The sequence below is a fragment of the uncultured Allobosea sp. genome (assembly GCF_945957345.1).
Classification (GTDB): domain Bacteria; phylum Pseudomonadota; class Alphaproteobacteria; order Rhizobiales; family Beijerinckiaceae; genus Allobosea.
Genome location: NZ_CAMFKW010000010.1, coordinates 1 through 16218 on the forward strand (window position 1 = coordinate 1; position 16218 = coordinate 16218).

14 protein-coding genes and 1 pseudogene are annotated in these 16218 nt (G+C 68.7%); 7 read left to right on the forward strand and 8 right to left on the reverse strand.

Annotation, left to right across the window (positions count from 1 at the left end; all coding sequences use genetic code 11):
• The 3 genes and pseudogenes from Q0Q36_RS06950 to Q0Q36_RS06960 form a co-directional block, all read right to left on the reverse strand.
• Positions 1–280, reverse strand: a pseudogene (locus Q0Q36_RS06950) (cytochrome b); the annotation flags it as partial.
• Between the two features lie 53 nt (positions 281–333).
• Complete coding sequence (petA, locus tag Q0Q36_RS06955; RefSeq protein WP_293796725.1) at positions 334–882, reverse strand: ubiquinol-cytochrome c reductase iron-sulfur subunit; 549 nt, start codon at positions 880–882, stop codon at positions 334–336.
• A 191-nt stretch (positions 883–1073) separates the two neighbouring features.
• Positions 1074–2939, reverse strand: a complete 1866-nt coding sequence (locus Q0Q36_RS06960; protein ID WP_293796726.1) for an ABC transporter ATP-binding protein — start codon at positions 2937–2939, stop codon at positions 1074–1076.
• A 308-nt stretch (positions 2940–3247) separates the two neighbouring features.
• Between Q0Q36_RS06960 and Q0Q36_RS06965 the strand changes: the two genes are divergently transcribed.
• The 3 genes from Q0Q36_RS06965 to hemF all read left to right on the forward strand — a co-directional run bounded on the left by Q0Q36_RS06965 (position 3248) and on the right by hemF (position 5459).
• A complete protein-coding gene (locus Q0Q36_RS06965; RefSeq protein ID WP_293796728.1) occupies positions 3248–3958 on the forward strand; it encodes a hypothetical protein in 711 nt (236 codons plus the stop codon).
• Positions 3959–4057: 99 nt separating this feature from the next.
• Entirely contained in the window at positions 4058–4555 is a 498-nt protein-coding gene (locus Q0Q36_RS06970; protein ID WP_293796729.1) for a tRNA (cytidine(34)-2'-O)-methyltransferase, read from the forward strand.
• A complete protein-coding gene (hemF, locus tag Q0Q36_RS06975) occupies positions 4533–5459 on the forward strand; it encodes an oxygen-dependent coproporphyrinogen oxidase (RefSeq protein ID WP_293796730.1) in 927 nt (308 codons plus the stop codon). The genes Q0Q36_RS06970 and hemF overlap by 23 nt, the downstream gene beginning before the upstream one ends.
• Before the next feature lie 188 nt (positions 5460–5647).
• Here the strand turns inward: hemF and Q0Q36_RS06980 are convergent, their stop codons facing one another.
• The 4 genes from Q0Q36_RS06980 to Q0Q36_RS06995 all read right to left on the reverse strand — a co-directional run bounded on the left by Q0Q36_RS06980 (position 5648) and on the right by Q0Q36_RS06995 (position 8468).
• Positions 5648–6877, reverse strand: a complete 1230-nt coding sequence (locus tag Q0Q36_RS06980) for a CCA tRNA nucleotidyltransferase (RefSeq protein WP_293796731.1) — start codon at positions 6875–6877, stop codon at positions 5648–5650.
• Positions 6874–7158 (reverse strand): DUF6111 family protein, encoded by a 285-nt coding sequence (locus Q0Q36_RS06985; RefSeq protein ID WP_293796733.1) that lies wholly within the window; start codon positions 7156–7158, stop codon positions 6874–6876. Before Q0Q36_RS06985 ends, Q0Q36_RS06980 begins: the two co-directional genes overlap by 4 nt.
• A 69-nt stretch (positions 7159–7227) precedes the next feature.
• Positions 7228–7887, reverse strand: a complete 660-nt coding sequence (locus Q0Q36_RS06990) for a CoA pyrophosphatase (RefSeq protein WP_367187161.1) — start codon at positions 7885–7887, stop codon at positions 7228–7230.
• Entirely contained in the window at positions 7881–8468 is a 588-nt protein-coding gene (locus Q0Q36_RS06995; RefSeq protein ID WP_293796735.1) for a DUF1285 domain-containing protein, read from the reverse strand. The genes Q0Q36_RS06990 and Q0Q36_RS06995 overlap by 7 nt, the downstream gene beginning before the upstream one ends.
• A 202-nt stretch (positions 8469–8670) precedes the next feature.
• Here Q0Q36_RS06995 and Q0Q36_RS07000 point away from each other — a divergent pair, with 202 nt between their 5' ends.
• The 4 genes from Q0Q36_RS07000 to Q0Q36_RS07015 are packed head-to-tail and all read left to right on the forward strand — an operon-like array spanning position 8671 to position 15548.
• Positions 8671–9693, forward strand: a complete 1023-nt coding sequence (locus Q0Q36_RS07000) for a MoxR family ATPase (RefSeq protein ID WP_293796736.1) — start codon at positions 8671–8673, stop codon at positions 9691–9693.
• Positions 9694–9697: 4 nt separating this feature from the next.
• Positions 9698–10615 carry a DUF58 domain-containing protein gene (locus tag Q0Q36_RS07005; RefSeq protein ID WP_293796738.1) on the forward strand — a complete coding sequence of 306 codons (918 nt, stop codon included), beginning with the start codon at positions 9698–9700 and terminating at the stop codon, positions 10613–10615.
• An 11-nt stretch (positions 10616–10626) separates the two neighbouring features.
• Positions 10627–13455: a DUF4159 domain-containing protein gene (locus tag Q0Q36_RS07010; RefSeq protein ID WP_293796740.1), complete on the forward strand. Its 2829-nt coding sequence runs from the start codon at positions 10627–10629 to the stop codon at positions 13453–13455.
• Between the two features lie 2 nt (positions 13456–13457).
• Complete coding sequence (locus Q0Q36_RS07015; protein ID WP_293796742.1) at positions 13458–15548, forward strand: hypothetical protein; 2091 nt, start codon at positions 13458–13460, stop codon at positions 15546–15548.
• Here the strand turns inward: Q0Q36_RS07015 and Q0Q36_RS07020 are convergent.
• Positions 15532–16047, reverse strand: coding sequence for a GNAT family N-acetyltransferase (locus Q0Q36_RS07020; protein WP_291654345.1), 516 nt, complete (start codon positions 16045–16047; stop codon positions 15532–15534). The two genes, Q0Q36_RS07015 and Q0Q36_RS07020, sit on opposite strands and share 17 nt — an antisense overlap.
• Between the last annotated feature and the right edge of the window lie 171 nt (positions 16048–16218).

The following is a 16218-nucleotide window of genomic DNA, read 5'->3' on the forward strand; positions in this document are numbered from 1 at the left end:
AGCGCAGGAGCCAGCCGTAGTTCACGTCGCGCATGATGTGCTCGACGGAGTTGAAGGCCAGCATCGAGTTGGCCGTGTAGTGCATCGCCAGGATGATGCCGGTGACGATCTGCGCCACCAGCATGAACACGAGGATGCCACCGAAGGTCCACAGGTAGTTCAGATTGCGCGGCACCGGGTAGGAGACCGCCGAATCATGGGCGAGCCGGATGATCGGCAGGCGCGCGTCGAGCCAGCGTTCGATGCCGGTCTTCGGGACGTAGGAACTGTGACCACTCATGAAGAATGCCTCAAGGCTGTCTCATCTTGGCGGGAAAGCGTCGAGCGCATTGCTCAGCCGATCTTGATCTTGGTGTCCGCCGTGAAGGCGTAAGGCGGCACCGGCAGGTTGAGCGGTGCCGGGCCCTTGCGGATGCGGCCGGAGGAATCGTAGTGCGAGCCGTGGCAGGGGCAGAACCAGCCGTCGAAATCGCCCTTCGGATCGCCGGGCGCGTTGCCCAGCGGCACGCAGCCGAGATGGGTGCAGTTGCCATAGATGATCAGGAAGGGCTCGTGCCCGGGCTTGGTGCGCTGCTCGTCGGTCTGCGGGTCGCGCAGCGTGGTGATATCGACCGCCTTGGCTTCGTCGATTTCCTTCTTGGTGCGATGGCGCACGAAGATCAGCTTGCCGCGCCAGAACAACTTGATGGCCTGGCCTTCGGCGATCGGCGCCAGATCGACGTCGATCGGCGCGCCGGCCGCGACCGTCTGCGCGTCGGGCGCGAGCTGGCTGATCAGGGGAACGACGACGGCGCCGAGCCCTACGGCGCCTGCCGCGCCGGTCGCCAGCATCAGGAAATCGCGGCGGGTTGTTCCGGTCGATGTATCGGTCGCGTGCGCCACGATCCAATCCTCTTACACGTCTTGCGAGCTGGAACAGCTCGAAATTATCGCCTCTCGCCCTCATAGGGGCGCGCCGCGGCCACCGCAATGCGGCGGCGCGTCACCTTCGGCTCTTTGACATGCAGATTGGACGAAGTCTACTGTCTGGAACGCCCCGGCCATGCATGGCGCACAGTCCTCCGGCGTAGACGTCAGACGGCGAGCTTTTCCGGGTCGGCAGCCGCCAGGAAACCGCCCGATTGGCGCGCCCAGAGCCGGGCATAGAGCCCGCCTCGCGCGATCAGCTCGTCATGGCTGCCGATATCGGCGATCCGGCCCTGATCGAGCACGATCAGGCGGTCGAGCGCGGCAATGGTCGAGAGCCGGTGCGCGATCGCGATGACCGTCTTGCCCTGCATCAGAGCGGCGAGCTGCTGCTGGATCGCCGCCTCGACCTCCGAATCGAGCGCTGAGGTCGCCTCGTCGAGGATCAGGATCGGCGCGTCCTTGAGCAGGACGCGGGCGATCGCGATGCGCTGGCGCTGGCCGCCCGAGAGCTTCACGCCGCGCTCGCCGACGCGCGAATCGAAGCCCTTGCGGCCGTCCTGGTCGCCGAGGCCGAGGATGAACTCATGCGCCTCGGCCTGCTGCGCCGCCCGCGCGATCTCCGCCTCGCCGGCGCCGATGCGGCCATAGGCGATATTGTCGCCGATCGAGCGGTGCAGCAGCGAATTATCCTGCGTCACCATGCCGATCTGGGCGCGCAAGCTATCCTGCGTGACATGGGCGATGTCCTGCCCGTCGACCAGAATACGCCCGCCCTCAAGCGGATAGAGCCGGAGCAGCAGGTTCACCAGCGTCGACTTGCCGGCGCCCGACGGCCCCACCAGACCGACCCGCTCGCCCGGCCTGATCTGCAGATCGAGCCCCTCGAACAGCCCCTGCCCCCGGCCGTAATTGAAGCGGATCGCCTCGAAGCTGATCGCCCCCTTGTCGACGACGAGCGGCTTGGCGTCGGGCGCATCGGGCAGGTCATGGGGCTTGGCGATCGTCTCCATGCTCTCCTGCACAGAGCCGATATTCTCGAAGATGCCGCGCACGAGATGGATCAGCCAGCCTGACATCTGCACCAGGCGGAGGACGAGGCCGATGGCGGCGGCGACCGCGCCCGGCGTCATCTCGCCCTGGCTCCAGAGCAGCAGTGCGAGCCAGGCTGTGGCCACGACGAGCAGGCTGTTCATCGCCTGCAGGATGACGCTGACGCCGGTGATCAGGCGCGACAGGTTGAGGAAGGAAGCGTTCCACCGCGTCAACGAGTCGCGGACGGCGGAGCGCTCGGCATCGGCCCGCGCGAACAGCTTCACCGTCAGGATGTTGGTGTAGGAATCGACGATGCGCCCCGTCGTCGTCGAACGGCCGAAGGAATTCGCCTCCGAGCGCTGCTTCGCGCGCGGCACGAAATAGATCAGCAGCGTCACATAGGCCGCAAGCCACAGGATCACCGGCAGCGCCAGCCACAGGCTTGTCTTGCCGAAGAAGCCGATCGCCACCGTGGCGAAGACCAGCGCATACCAGAGATCGTCGATGACCTCGATCGTCGCGCCGCGGATCGACTGGCCGGCCTGGATGACGCGGGCGGAGAGACGCCCGGCGAAATCGTTCTGGAAGTAACCCAGCGCATGGCCGAGCGTGTAGACATGGTTGCGCCAGCGGATCTGGTTGGTGATCTGCGGCACCACGACCTGGTCGACGATGGCGTGGTTCGCGAAATAGATCAGCGGCCGGACGACGACGAGCAGGAAGGCCGCCCCCGCCAGCAGCCAGCCATGGTCGCGGAAGATCGTCTGCGGCGACTGCGTCGAGAGCAGGTCGACGAACCAGCCGACCATCAGATACATCGCCGCCTCGATGCCGCTGAAGCCCAGGCCCGTGATCATGATGAGGGCCATCCAGCCCTTCACGCCCTTGATGTGATGCCACATGAAGGGCCAGACGCCGCGCGGCGGCGTCTCCCGCTCGTCGAACGAAGCGAAGACGTCGATACGGCTTTCGAGCCAGCGGAAGAGCGGAGCGAACATGTCTGTTTCGCTACCGGGAATGAGGGTGCTGAACAAACGACAATTCGGGATACCGGCTTTCCCCATGCCACCCCTTGTCAGGAGCAGCCCGGGCGGACAATGCCGTCGGGACGCTAGGCGCAGCGGGTGGCGGGATTGGGGCGGCGAACAGCAGCCGGTCGGCACCGAAGCAAGCAAGAAGATAGAATGATCATAAAATCAGATCGATAGCGTATAACTGCTGATATCCTTCTGAAACCCCGCCAAGGAACTCGCAAGTAACGACACTGGTTTTCGGCCGCATAGACAACCTCGCCAAGGAGAGAGTTATGCGACTGCAAATACTCGGCGCCATCGGCGTCTGCGCACTTCTCGCTGCTTGCAACAGCACGTCCGAATACGCCTCGTTCGATGGCTGCGACGGCCTGCGCGGCGCGCAGCTGAAGCGCTGCCTGCGGCTCGCTGCACTGCAAAGCCCGGTCATCGGCTCGCGCGGCTCGGTCGGTTCGGTCGGCGCGCGCACCGCAGCCCTGTCGGGCAGCTCAGGCCTTCCCGGGACACCCGGCAATCCGGGCGTGCCCGGGACACCGGGTACTCCCGGTACTCCAGGTAATCCCGGAACACCCGGCGGCATCGGGCTCGGCGCCGGCGTTTCGGCCGGTGTCGGCAGTTCCGTCGGCGCCAATGTCGGAGCTGCTGCGAATGTCGGCAGCAACGGTCTCGGCGCGGGCGTCGGAACGGGTGTGACGGCAGGCAGCACCAATGCCAATGCAGGCCTCGGCGCGGGCGTCAACAATGGTGGGCTCGGCGCCGGATTGGGCGCTGGCCTCGGCAACACGGCAAGCGGGCTCGGCGCCGCCGCAGGCGTTTCCGCCGACGGCAACGGCATCGGGGCGGGCCTTGTTGCCGGCCTCGGCGGTAACGGAGGTGGCCTCGGCGCCGGTGTGGGTGTCAGCGGCGGCGGCGTCAGTGCCGGCGTGGGCGCCGGTAGCGGCGCTGGCGGCAATGGCGGCGGCGTCTCGGGCGCCAGCGGGCAGTAAGACCGATGTGCGGATCGCAGGCCCGGCGAGTGCCGGGCCTGCTGTCGCCTGCGCCCAACTGTGCTTGCACCGGCGGCGGCGTTGGCTCATCACCGGCTGATGCTTCGCCTCGCCCTGTTCCAGCCGGACATCCCGCAGAATGCCGGCACGATGATCCGCATGGCCGCATGCCTCGGCATTGCCGTCGACATCGTCGAGCCCACTGCATTCGATGTCTCGGACCGGCATTTCCGCCGCTCGGGCATGGATTACCTCGAACGCGCCGCCGTCAGGCGCCATGATTCCTTCGCCGCCTTCGACGGTTGGCGTAGAGCGGAAGGCCATCGCCTCGTCCTGGCCGAGACCGACGGCGCCGTGCCCCTGCCCGATTTCGTTTTCCGGCCCGGCGATGTCGTCCTGGTCGGGCGCGAATCGGCCGGGGTGACGCCCGAGGCCCGTTCCGCCGCCGAGACCAGCCTGCATATTCCGATGCGCCCGAATTTGCGCTCGCTCAATGTCGCGCTGGCGGCTGCAATGGTAATGGGCGAGGCATTGCGCCAGACAGGCGGCTTCCCGGGCCGCAATGGAACAGATGATGACCACCTCGAAACCCGCTGAAGCCCCGCCCGCCGATCCGGCTGTCGTCGAAGCGCTCAAGCCGCGCGCCGCCGCCTGGTTCGAGAGCCTGCGCGACCGCATCTGTGCCGCCTTCGAGGCCGTCGAGGAAGAGGCCGCCGGTCCCTTCCCGCCCGAGGCGAACAAGCCCGGCCGCTTCGTCCGGACGCCCTGGCAGCGCACCAACCATGACGGCGCGCCCGGCGGCGGCGGCGTCATGTCGATCATGAAAGGCCGCGTCTTCGAGAAGGTCGGTGTCCACGTCTCGACGGTGCATGGCAGCTTCCATCCCGATTTCGCCGCCCAGATTCCCGGCGCGGCGCAGGACCCGCGCTTCCACGCTACCGGCATCTCGCTGATCGCCCATCCCTGGAACCCGCATGCGCCGACCGTGCACATGAACACGCGCTTCGTCGTCACGACCAAGCCCTGGTTCGGCGGCGGCGCCGACCTGACACCGGTCCTCGATGCACGCCGCAATCAGGACGATCCCGACGCACGCGATTTCCACGCCGCGCTACGCCGACCCTGTGACGCCTTCCCGGCCGTGGCCGACTACCCGCGCTTCAAGACCTGGTGCGACGAGTATTTCTTCCTGAAGCACCGCAACGAGCCGCGCGGCATCGGCGGCATCTTCTACGACTATGTCTGGACGGGCGATGTCGAGGCCGATTTCGCCTTCACCCGCGCCGTCGGCGAGGCCTTCCTCGACAGCTATCCGAACATCCTCTGCCGCAATATCGGCAAGCCCTGGAGCGAGGCCGAACGTCACGAGCAGCAGGTCCGGCGCGGCCGCTATGTCGAGTTCAACCTGCTCTACGATCGCGGCACGATCTTCGGCTTGAAGACCGGCGGCAATGTCGATTCGATCCTGTCCTCAATGCCGCCGACGGTGCGCTGGCCATGAGGTTGCCCGCAAAAGGCGGAGGGTCCCCTCTCCTGTAAGGAAAGGGGTAGGGGTGAGGTGTCGGCCCTTGGACCAGTCCAGCACGGCCGCACCGCGGCAGCGACCAATTCACGGCAAATCGGTGAACGGCCATCCCCTCACCCCTGCCCCTATCCCTTTGGGAGAAGGGTTCCCCACCCTATCCGAGCCTAACGAAGGCCGGTTGAGGCCATCCGCACAAACTCCATCTGCTCGTCCGCTCCGGCCGGGCAACCGGCCTCGATCCAGCTCTGCCGCGCCGCCTCCAGCACCTGCCCGACGCGCGGGCCGGGCGGGATGCCGAAACCGATGACATCCTTGCCCGTCGGTTCGAAGCGCGGCGTCCGGCCGAGCTCGGCGATGAGCTCCTGCACACGCCCCTCGGCTCCGGTCGATGCGTTGAGCAGAACCAGCGCCGCAGCCGCCGCGTCGTTTCCGGCGGCATGCGCGACATGGCGCAACGCGGCGATGGCAGGCAGGCCAGCGCGGCCACCCAGGCCTTCCAGCGCTCGCGCAATCCGCTCGATCCGGTCGAACTCCTCGTTCGAAAGCCGCAGCCGCTCGCGCAGGCGCGACGCATCTTCGCCGACCGAAACCGCCAGCGCCGCCAGCCGAAACGCCGGATGGACGCCGGCTCCGTCATTTTCAGCGATCGCCGCGAAGCGCGAAAGATGCGGCACACCGCCGATCACCGGCATCAATAGCCCCGCACCTGCCATCGCCCCTAGCGTCGAGGCGACGCCCGGCGCGACGAGGAGCTTCAGCAGTTCTGCCCGCACCCGCTCGCGCGACAGACCGGTGAGTCCGTCGCGGCCGGCGATGCAGGCGTGCAGGCCCTCGGCATCGGGCGCTCCGACGCCGTAGCGGGCGTGGAAGCGGAAGAAACGCAGGATGCGCAGGTAATCCTCTCGGATGCGCATTGCGGCATCGCCGATGAAGCGTACACGCCGCTGCGCGAGATCATCGAGACCGCCGCAATAGTCGTGGACACGGCCGTCCCGCCCGAGCCCGAGAGCGTTGATGGTGAAGTCGCGGCGCAACGCATCGGCCGCGAAATCGCGGCCGAACACGACCTTGGCGCGGCGCCCGTCCGTCTCGACATCGCGTCGCAGCGTCGTGACCTCGAAGCTCATGCCATCCGCGACGAGCGTGACCGTACCATGCTCGATCCCGGTCGGCACCGCCTTGAAGCCGGCCGCCCGCCCCCGTCGCATCGTCTCCTGCGGCAGAGCCGTCGTGGCGAGGTCGACATCGCTTGCCGGCTCGCCGAGCAGAAGATTGCGCACAGCGCCGCCGACGACGCGGGTCTCTTCGCCCTCTCCGTCGAGCGCCTGAAGCAGCCGCGCAAGAACCGGCTGAGCCAGGAAGCGCGCGATCTCACCGGCACGCTCCCGCATCATTTGAAGCGGCCGTGCACCAGAACCCCGTTCTCCATATGCGGCGGCTCGTAGGTACCCCGGCTGCGCGGCGCGATGAAGCCGCCGTAGACCAGTACCGCGATCGCCAGCAGGAAGCCCGCGACCGCCAGGCGGAAGGCATGCGGGCTCCAATGCTCGACATCGAACGGGTTGCGCCGGTTGACGACGAGATAGGCCGCGAAGATGCAGAAGGGCAGGACGAAGAGCAGGACCTCTTCGATGATCGCGCGCAGCATCGGCTTCGTCGTTCCCAGGCGCGGCATCCGCGCAGACTCGTTTCATCGTCGCATCGGATTCGTCCGAAAGTGCATTCCACTTTTCGGTCCGATGCTCTAGCCGACCAGCCGCTCGTAGAGATTGCGGATCATGCCGGCCGTCGCCCCCCAGATATAGCGACCCTCGAAGGGCATCGCATAGTAGGTGCGGAAATGGCCCTTCCACTCGCGCCCCTCGCGCTTGTGATTGGCGGGATCGAGCAGGAAGGAGAGCGGCGTCTCGAAGGTCTCGTCGACCTCGTTATGGTTGATCGTCAGCGAGAAGGGTGGCTCGATCAGCGCGACCACCGGCACGATCCGATAGCCCGTGCCGGTCAGATAGGCGTCGAGAAAGCCGAGCGTGCGGATATGCGAGCGTGACAGGCCAATCTCCTCCTCCGTCTCGCGCAACGCTGTAACCACCGGCGAGCCGTCGACGGCATCGACCCGCCCGCCGGGAAAGGCGACCTGCGCCGAATGGTTGCGGAGCGCCGCGGCACGCTGGGTCAGCAGCACGGTCGGCCCGGACGGGCGCGGCACGATGCCGATCAGCACCGCTGCCGGCACCGCTCGCTTCTCGTCGGGGATCGGCACGGGCGCGGGCTGATTCTCATGGTCGCCGCGCGGCCGGCTGATCACGTCGCCGAGCGCCGGCGGCTCGGGCCGCAGCCGTTTGCGCGCCAGAGCCGCGAAACCCTCGGCGCTCAGGTCGAGGGCGGTTTCCATCGTCGTCAGCACGCTAGGCCCTCGATCTCGCTCGCCGGCACCACCGGATAGAATTCGCGTGCGGCGGCGACCCCGAACATCGCCTCACCTTCGACATCCCGCACGTCGCCCAATGCCAGCAGGTCATAAGTCAGCGCCCGCGTCAGCCGGGCCCAGAGGCCGCGCCGGACATGGACATAAGGTGTCAGCCCGTCCTTCGCAGCCCGCGCGAAACGCAAGCCATGCTCCGGCCCCACGCAGACCAGATCGTCGACCTGCGTCCGGAAGGCGATGGTCCGGCCATCGCCCTCGCCATCGACCTGCATCTCGACCGCCTGGAACGGCGCATCCTCGACGGTGATCCCGACTTTCTCGACCGGGGTCACGAGAAAGTAATCGTCGTCCTCGCGCTTTAGGACCGAGGAGAACAGCTTCACCAGCGCCGGCCGGCCGATCGGCGTGCCCATGTAGAACCAGGTGCCGTCAGCGGCGATGCGCATGTCGAGATCGCCGCAGAAGGGCGGGTTCCAGCGCTCGACCGGCGGCAGGCCGCGGGTCTTGCCGTCGCCGAGCGAGGCCATCAGGCGCTCCATCGCCTGGCCCGGTCCCGTCATCTGATCCTCCCTGGCCCCTGGCTGCGGCATCGTGCGCGCATCGCGTTTCCGCCTTGAACTCCACATAATCGTGAAGCCGAGATGATGTGTACCGTTCCATTCGGCGCTTGAGCCGCCGTGATGGCCCGTCCACACTGAACGGCCGAACGCATCGACGGTTCGCAGGACGGCGCAACGGCCCGCGACAGTGAAGGAGACCGACATGGCGGCGCAAGCCCGTGCAAGCGAGAGCAACTCCACGATCGATCTCGACAGCGGCATCGTCGAGGCGGCGGAAGCGGCCCTCGGTGCCATCGGCGCGGCGCGCAAGGAAATCGGCCAGGTCATCTTCGGGCAGCAGAAGGTCGTCGATCTCTCGCTGGTGACGCTGTTTTCCGGCGGCCACGGCCTGCTCGTCGGCGTGCCCGGCCTGGCCAAGACCAAGCTCGTCGAGGCGATGGGCACGGTGCTGGGGCTCGCAGCCCGGCGCGTCCAGTTCACGCCGGATCTGATGCCCTCGGACATCCTCGGCTCCGAGGTTCTCGACGAATCGAGCGACGGCAAGCGCCATTTCCGCTTCATCAAGGGCCCGGTCTTCGCCCAGCTCCTGATGGCGGACGAGATCAACCGCGCCTCGCCGCGCACCCAGTCCGCGCTGCTGCAGGCGATGCAGGAACACCATGTCACGGTGGCTGGCGAGCGCTATGACCTGCCGGCTCCCTTCCATGTGCTGGCGACCCAGAACCCGATCGAGCAGGAAGGCACCTATCCCCTGCCCGAGGCCCAGCTCGACCGCTTCCTGCTCGAGATCGATGTCGGTTATCCCGACCGCGAGGCCGAGCGCCGCATCCTGCTGGAGACGACCGGAGCCGCAGAATACAAGCCCACGCAGGCGATGACCGCGGAGACGCTGATGTCGATCCAGCGCCTCGTCCGCCGCCTCCCCGTCGGCGAGGCCGTCGTCGATGCGATCCTCGACCTCGTCCGCTCCGCCCGTCCCGGCGAGGGCGAGGCCTCGGTCACCGACAAGCTCTCCTGGGGCCCCGGCCCGCGCGCCAGCCAGTCGCTGACGCTGGCCGTGCGCGCCCGCGCGCTCGTCGAGGGCCGGCTCGCTCCTTCCATCGACGATGTCGCGGCGCTTGCGATTCCCGTCTTGAAGCACCGCGTTGCCCTGACCTTCGCCGCCCGCGCCGATGGTGAGACGGTCGAGGGGCTGATCGGCAAGCTCGTGGAACGGCTGGGATAGGCCGATGTTGCGCACGCGCGTTCTGGGTCCGGGCGAAAGACGGCCATCACGGCCGGTCCTTACGGAGTCGCTCGACCTCGCCGCGCGCCTGCCGCGCCTGATCCTGGAGGCGCGGCGCGTTTCCGCCAGCATCCATGGCATCCATGGCCGCCGCCGCTCCGGCCCGGGCGAGACCTTCTGGCAATACCGCCCGCTGGTCGCCGGCGAATCGGCCTCGCGCATCGATTGGCGCCGCTCCGCCCGCGACGGCCATCTCTTCGTCCGCGAGCGCGAATGGGAAGCCTCGCATTCGATCTGGCTCTGGATCGACCGCTCGCCCTCGATGGGCTTCGCCTCCTCGCTGGCCATGGCCTCGAAGCTCGACCGCGCGCTCGTCGCCGGTTTCGCCCTGGCCGAGACGATGGTCGAAGGCGGCGAGCGCGTCGGCCATCTCGGGCTGACGCGGGCGCTGGCGTCGCGCCGCATCGTCGAGATGCTGGCGCAGGCGATCCTTGCGGATGAACGCAACGCCTCCTCCGACCTGCCGCCTGAAGCGCCGCTGCCCCGATTGGCGGAAGCGATCATCATCACCGACGGTCTCTCGCCCGCCACGGCGCTGACCCAGCGGATCGCGACGCTGGCCTCGTCGGGCGCGCGCGGCCATGTCCTGCTGATCGCCGATCCGATCGAGGAGACCTTCCCCTTCAGCGGCCAGGCTGAATTGTTCGATCTGGAGGATGGGCTGACCTTGCGCGTCGGCGATGCCGGCGCCTGGGGCGATGAGTATCGCCAGCGCCTCGCCGCCCATCGCGAGGCGATCACCGAAGCCTGTCGCAAGGCCGGCTGGACCCTGACGCTGCATCGCACTGACCGGCCGGCCAGCGAAGCGGTACTGCGCATCGCGAGTCTCGTCGCCGCCTCGCGCAGCGCCTCGGGCTTCTGAGGGGAACGCCGATGTTGAGCGCCCTGCCCTTCAGCTTCTCCGCCCCGCTCGCCCTCGCGGCGCTCGCTTTGCTGCCGGCGCTCTGGCTGATCCTGCGCGTAACGCCGCCGCGCCCGCGCCGGATCGATTTCCCGCCGCTCAAGATCATGGCGGATCTGATCGCCAAGCGCGAGACGCCGGCCCATACGCCCTGGTGGCTGCTCGCCCTGCGCATGGCGGTGGCCGCGCTCGCGATCCTCGCCGTCGCCGGTCCGGTCTGGAACCCGGTTCGCGATGCCGAGCCCTCGCGCGGCCCCGTCCTGCTGCTGATCGACAACGGCTTCGGCGCCGCGACCGACTGGTCGGAGCGCGTCGCGGTCGCCGAATCGCGCATCGCTGCAGCTACCCGCGAAGGCCGCCCGGTCGCCGTGCTCGGTCTCGCCGAAGCGCCGGCCGCGATCACACTCGCCGAGCCGCGCACCGCGCTCGACCGGTTGCGCGCGCTCGCCCTGCAACCGCATGCGCCGGACCGCGCCGCTCATCTCCAGCGTATCGAGGCCTTCCTGCAAAGCTCGCCCAGTGCCGAGATCGTCTGGGTCGCCGATGGGCTGGGCGTTTCCGACGATGGCAGCTTCCTCGCCCGGCTGAAGCAGGATGCGCAGGCCCGCCGCCTCGCTGTTCATGCCGATCCAGCCACGCAACTCGCCCTCTCCGCGCCCGAAAATCTCGCGGGCGCCCTGACCGTCAAGGTGCTGCGCCCGAGCGCCAGTGCGCCAGCGACGGGCCAGGTCCGCGCGCTCGATCTCAAGGGCCTGCCGCTCGGCAACGCGCCCTTCATCTTCGAGGGCAGCGGCCTTGAAACCACCGCGCGCCTGACCTTGCCGATCGAGGTCCGCAACGCCGTCTCGCGGTTGGAGATCATCGGCGAGCGCAGCGCCGGCGCCGTGGCGCTGCTCGACGACAGCGCCAAGCGCCGCCGCGTCGGCCTGGTCTCAGGCGCAACCGCCGATACCGCGCAGCCCCTGCTGTCACCGACCTATTACCTCTCCCGCGCCCTCCAGCCCTTCGCCGAAATCCGCGAGCCGCGCCAAGGCTCGACCGACCCGATCGGCGAAATGCTGGCGCAGAATCTCTCCGTGCTCGTCCTTGCCGATATTGGCGCGCTCGATCGCGAAACGGCCGATAAGGTCACGAGCTTCGTCGAGCGCGGCGGCGTGCTGCTGCGTTTCGCCGGCGCTCGTCTCGCCGCCGCATCCGACGACCTGACGCCGGTGCGTTTGCGCCGCGGCGGTCGCACGCTCGGCGGCGGCCTGTCCTGGGAGACGCCGCGCAAGCTCGCGCCCTTCACCCGCGAGAGCCCCTTCTTCGGCCTGGCCATCAGCGACGACATCCGCGTCAGCCGTCAGATCCTGGCCGAGCCGGAACCGAACCTCTCCCGCAAGACCTGGGCGGCGCTTGAGGACGGCACGCCCGTCGTCACCGCCGAGCGGCGCGGCGACGGCCTCGTCGCCATGGTCCATGTCACCGCCGACACCACCTGGTCGAACCTTCCGCTCTCGGGCCTCTTCGTCGACATGCTCCGCAAGATCGTGAACCTCGCCGGCAACGGCCCCGCCGCGGCTGAAACCCAGGGCGACGACAAGCGCGTCGAGACTCTCTCGCCGACCCGCGTGCTCGACGGTATCGGCCAGTTCCGCTCGGCGCCCGCGACCGCCCAGCCGGTGGCGCGCAACTATGCCGGCCGCGCGACGCTTGCTCACCCGCCTGGCCTCTACGGCCCGACCGACGGCTCGCTCGCGGTCAACGCACTGACGCCGACCGACACGCTTGCCGCGCTCGACCTCGCGAGCCTCGGCGTCGCCGTCTTGCCGATCGACGAGCCGGTCGCGCGCGATATCCGCCCGCCGCTTCTCGTGCTCGCCCTGCTCCTGCTCGTCGCCGACACGCTGGCGACGCTCTGGCTCGGCGGACGCCTCAGCTTCGCCCGCCTGCGCAAGGCGGCCGCGCCCGCCGCGATCCTGCTCGCACTCGGAGCCTCATTCGCGCTGGCGCCCGATCATGCTCGCGCCCAGCAACCCGCGCCAACCCCGCAAGCCGACACCCGCCCGCCGATCCCGCGCGCCCTGCTCGCCAATGGCGCGCAGACGCGGCTCGCCTATGTCGTGACCGGCGACAAGGCGGTCGACGACATGTCCAAGGCCGGCCTCACGGGCCTCAACACGGTGCTCGGCGCCCGCACGGCGCTGGAGCCCGGCGAGCCTGTCGGCGTCAGCGTCGAGCGCGACGAGCTCGCCTTCTTCCCGGTTCTGTACTGGCCGATCGTCGCCGGCCGGCCTCTGCCTTCGGCCGAGACGTTGCGCAAGCTCGAAGCCTATATGAAGGGCGGCGGCCTCGTGATTTTCGACACCCGCGACGCGATGAGTGCCCGCCCCGGCGGCGGCACCACGCCCGAGGGCGACCAGCTCAAACGCATGCTGCAGACGCTCGACATCCCCGAGCTGGAGCCGCTGCCGCGCGACCACGTCCTGACCAAGACCTTCTACATCCTCGACGAGCTTGTCGGCCGCTACGATACCGGTACGACCTGGGTCGAGACGCTGCCGCCGGCCGACAGCGACGGGCGCCGCCCGGCGCGCGCCGGAGATAACGTCTCGCCCATCGTCATCACCGCCAACGACCTCGCCTCCGCCTGGGCGATCGATCGGCGCGGCGAAGGGCTGGTGCCGCTTTCGGGCGGCGATCCACGCCAGCGCGAACTGGCCCTGCGCGGCGGCATCAATCTCGTGATGTATGCGCTCACCGGCAACTACAAGGCCGATCAGGTCCATGTCCCGGCCCTGCTCGAGCGGCTGGGACAATAGCCATGTGGAGCGTCTCACTCGCCCCGCTAGTGCCCTTGCCGCTGCTGATCGGCTTGGCCGTGCTCGCGGCGCTGGCTGCCGGTGCGGCCATCGTGCTGGCCGGCCGCAGCGCCATCCTGCGCGCGCTCGCGCTCGTCGTGCTGACGACGGCGCTGGCCGATCCCTCGCTCGTCTTCGAGGATCGCGAGCCGGTCAAGGACGTGGTCTCGGTGGTGGTCGATCGCTCGGCCTCGAACCGCCTCGCCGATCGCGCGGCCCAGACCGATGCCGCCGTCGCCGAGATCGAGCGGCAATTGCGCGGCATCCCCAATATCGAGCCCCGGATCGTCGACCTGCGGGACGCCCAAGGGACCAATGACGGCACCCGCCTGTTCGAAGCGCTGTCGAACAGCCTCGCCGACGTGCCCTCCGAGCGTGTCGCCGGCGCCATCGCGATCACCGACGGCCTCGCCCATGACGCGCCAGCCAATGCCGAGGCCCTCGGCCTGCGTGCGCCGCTGCATGTCCTGACCACCGGCCGCAATGCCGAGATCGACCGCCGCATCGTGCTGGTCGATTCGCCGCGCTTCGGCATCGTCGGCAAGGACCAGATCATCCGGCTGCGCGTCGTCGACAAGGGCGGCCCCGGCCGCGCTGGCCTCACGATCCGCCGCGATGGCGAGATCATTGCCCGCCGCGAAGTCGCGACCGGCCAGACCGTACAGGTTCCCGTTCGCATCGACCGGGGCGGGCCGAACGTGGTCGAGATAGAGGCCGCTCCGCTCAACAACGAATTGACGCTGGCGAACAATCGCGCCGTCATCACCATCGAAGGCGTCCGCGACAAACTTCGCGTGCTGCTGGTCTCGGGCGAGCCGCATCCGGGCGAGCGTACCTGGCGCAATCTCCTCAAGGCCGACGCCAATGTCGACCTCGTGCATTTCACCATCCTGCGCCCGCCGGAGAAGCAGGACGGCACGCCGATCAACGAGCTCTCGCTGATCGCCTTCCCGACGCGCGAGCTGTTCCAGGTCAAGATCAAGGAATTCGACCTGATCATCTTCGACCGCTACGCCAACCAGTCGATCCTGCCGCTGCTCTATTTCGAGAATATCGTCCGCTATGTCCGCGACGGCGGCGCGCTGCTCGTCGCGGCAGGGCCCGAATATGCGGGCTCCCAGACGCTGGCGCGCACGCCGCTCGGCCAGATCCTGCCGGCCCTGCCCGACGGCAGCGTCATCGACGAGGCCTATCGCGCCGAAGTCAGCGAACCCGGCAAGCGCCACCCCGTCACCCGCGACCTGCCGGGCTCGGAAGTCTCGCCCCCGCGCTGGGGCGAGTGGCTGCGCATGGTTGGCGCCCAGGCGCGGGCTGGCAGCGCGCCGGTCATGACTGGCCCGGGAGACCGCCCCTTGCTGATGCTGGCGCGCGAGCAGAAGGGCCGCGTCGCGCTCTTCCTCTCCGACCATGCCTGGCTCTGGGCTCGCGGCTTCCGCGATGGCGGCCCCTATCTCGACCTGCTGCGCCGCCTGAGCCACTGGCTGATGAAGGAGCCGGAGCTGGAGGAAGAGGCCCTGCGCGCCACCGTCCGCGGCGCGACCGTCGAGGTCGAGCGCCAGACGCTGCGCGACAACCCCTCGCCTGTCACCATCACCGGGCCGGACGGCCAGTCGCGGACAGTGACGCTCGAAGCCGGGCGCCCCGGCCTGTTCACGGCTCGGATCCCGACCAGCGAACTCGGTCTCTACCGGCTGACCGCCGACAATCTCACCGCCTTCGCCAGCGTCGGCCCCGAGAACCCGCGCGAACTGATGGAAGTGGTCAGCGACCCCACCGCGCTTCAGGCATTGGCACAGGCGACCGGCGGCTCTTCCCGGCGCATCGGCCGCGAGAGCAGCTCAGCCGTCAACGTGCCGCGCATCGTGCCGGTGCGCTCAGGCAGCCAGTTCGCCGGCAATGACTGGATCGGCCTCAGGATCAGCGATTCCGGCATCGTGCGCGGCGTGCGCATCTCGCCGCTCTTCATCGGGCTGATCGGCCTCGCCGTGCTGTTCGGCGCACTCGTCGCCGGTTGGCTCGGCGAGAGCGGCAGGCGCCTCAGGCGTCAGAGCTGAAGCGCATCGAGGTCACCGCCCCGCTGCGCTGCTTCAGCACGCCCTCGACCAACTCCAGCGCCAGGAAGCGCGCCGGATCGGCCGGCCCCGGCAGCACGAGTTGGCCGGGCGGCAGGACCTTGAAGCCGAAGCGAGCGTAATAGGGCGCGTCCCCGATCAGCATGATCAGGTCATGCCCGGTCTCGCGTGCCGCCTCAATCGAGCGGTTCATCAGCGCAGCGCCGATGCCCCGGCCTTCGAAGGCGGGATCGACGGTCAGCGGCCCTAGCATCAGCGCCTTGTGGCCGCCGGCCAGGACCGCCGTCACTTTCACGGAGCCGACGAGGAAGGTGCCGACATGGGCTGCGAAAGACAGGGCATGATCCGGCGGCACGCCCTCGCGCAGGCGGAAGGCGGTGCGGGCGAAGCGGCCGGGGCCGAAGGCGCGCTCATGCAGGCGCTCGATCGCGGCGGCGTCCACGGGGAGCTCGTGGCGGATGGTCAGAGGCAGGGATGTCATGATGATCGACGCTTAAGCGGGAGGCAGGTCGGCTGAGCGAGGGCAGGCGCGTGCGGGCGCACTACCGGGAGGGCGCATTCAGCGCGCCGGTCGTCGCAGGTCTCGCAGGCTCAGCCGGATCATCATGAAAGCGCCTCTACAGCATCGGGCCGGAAAGGGAAATCCGCCTTT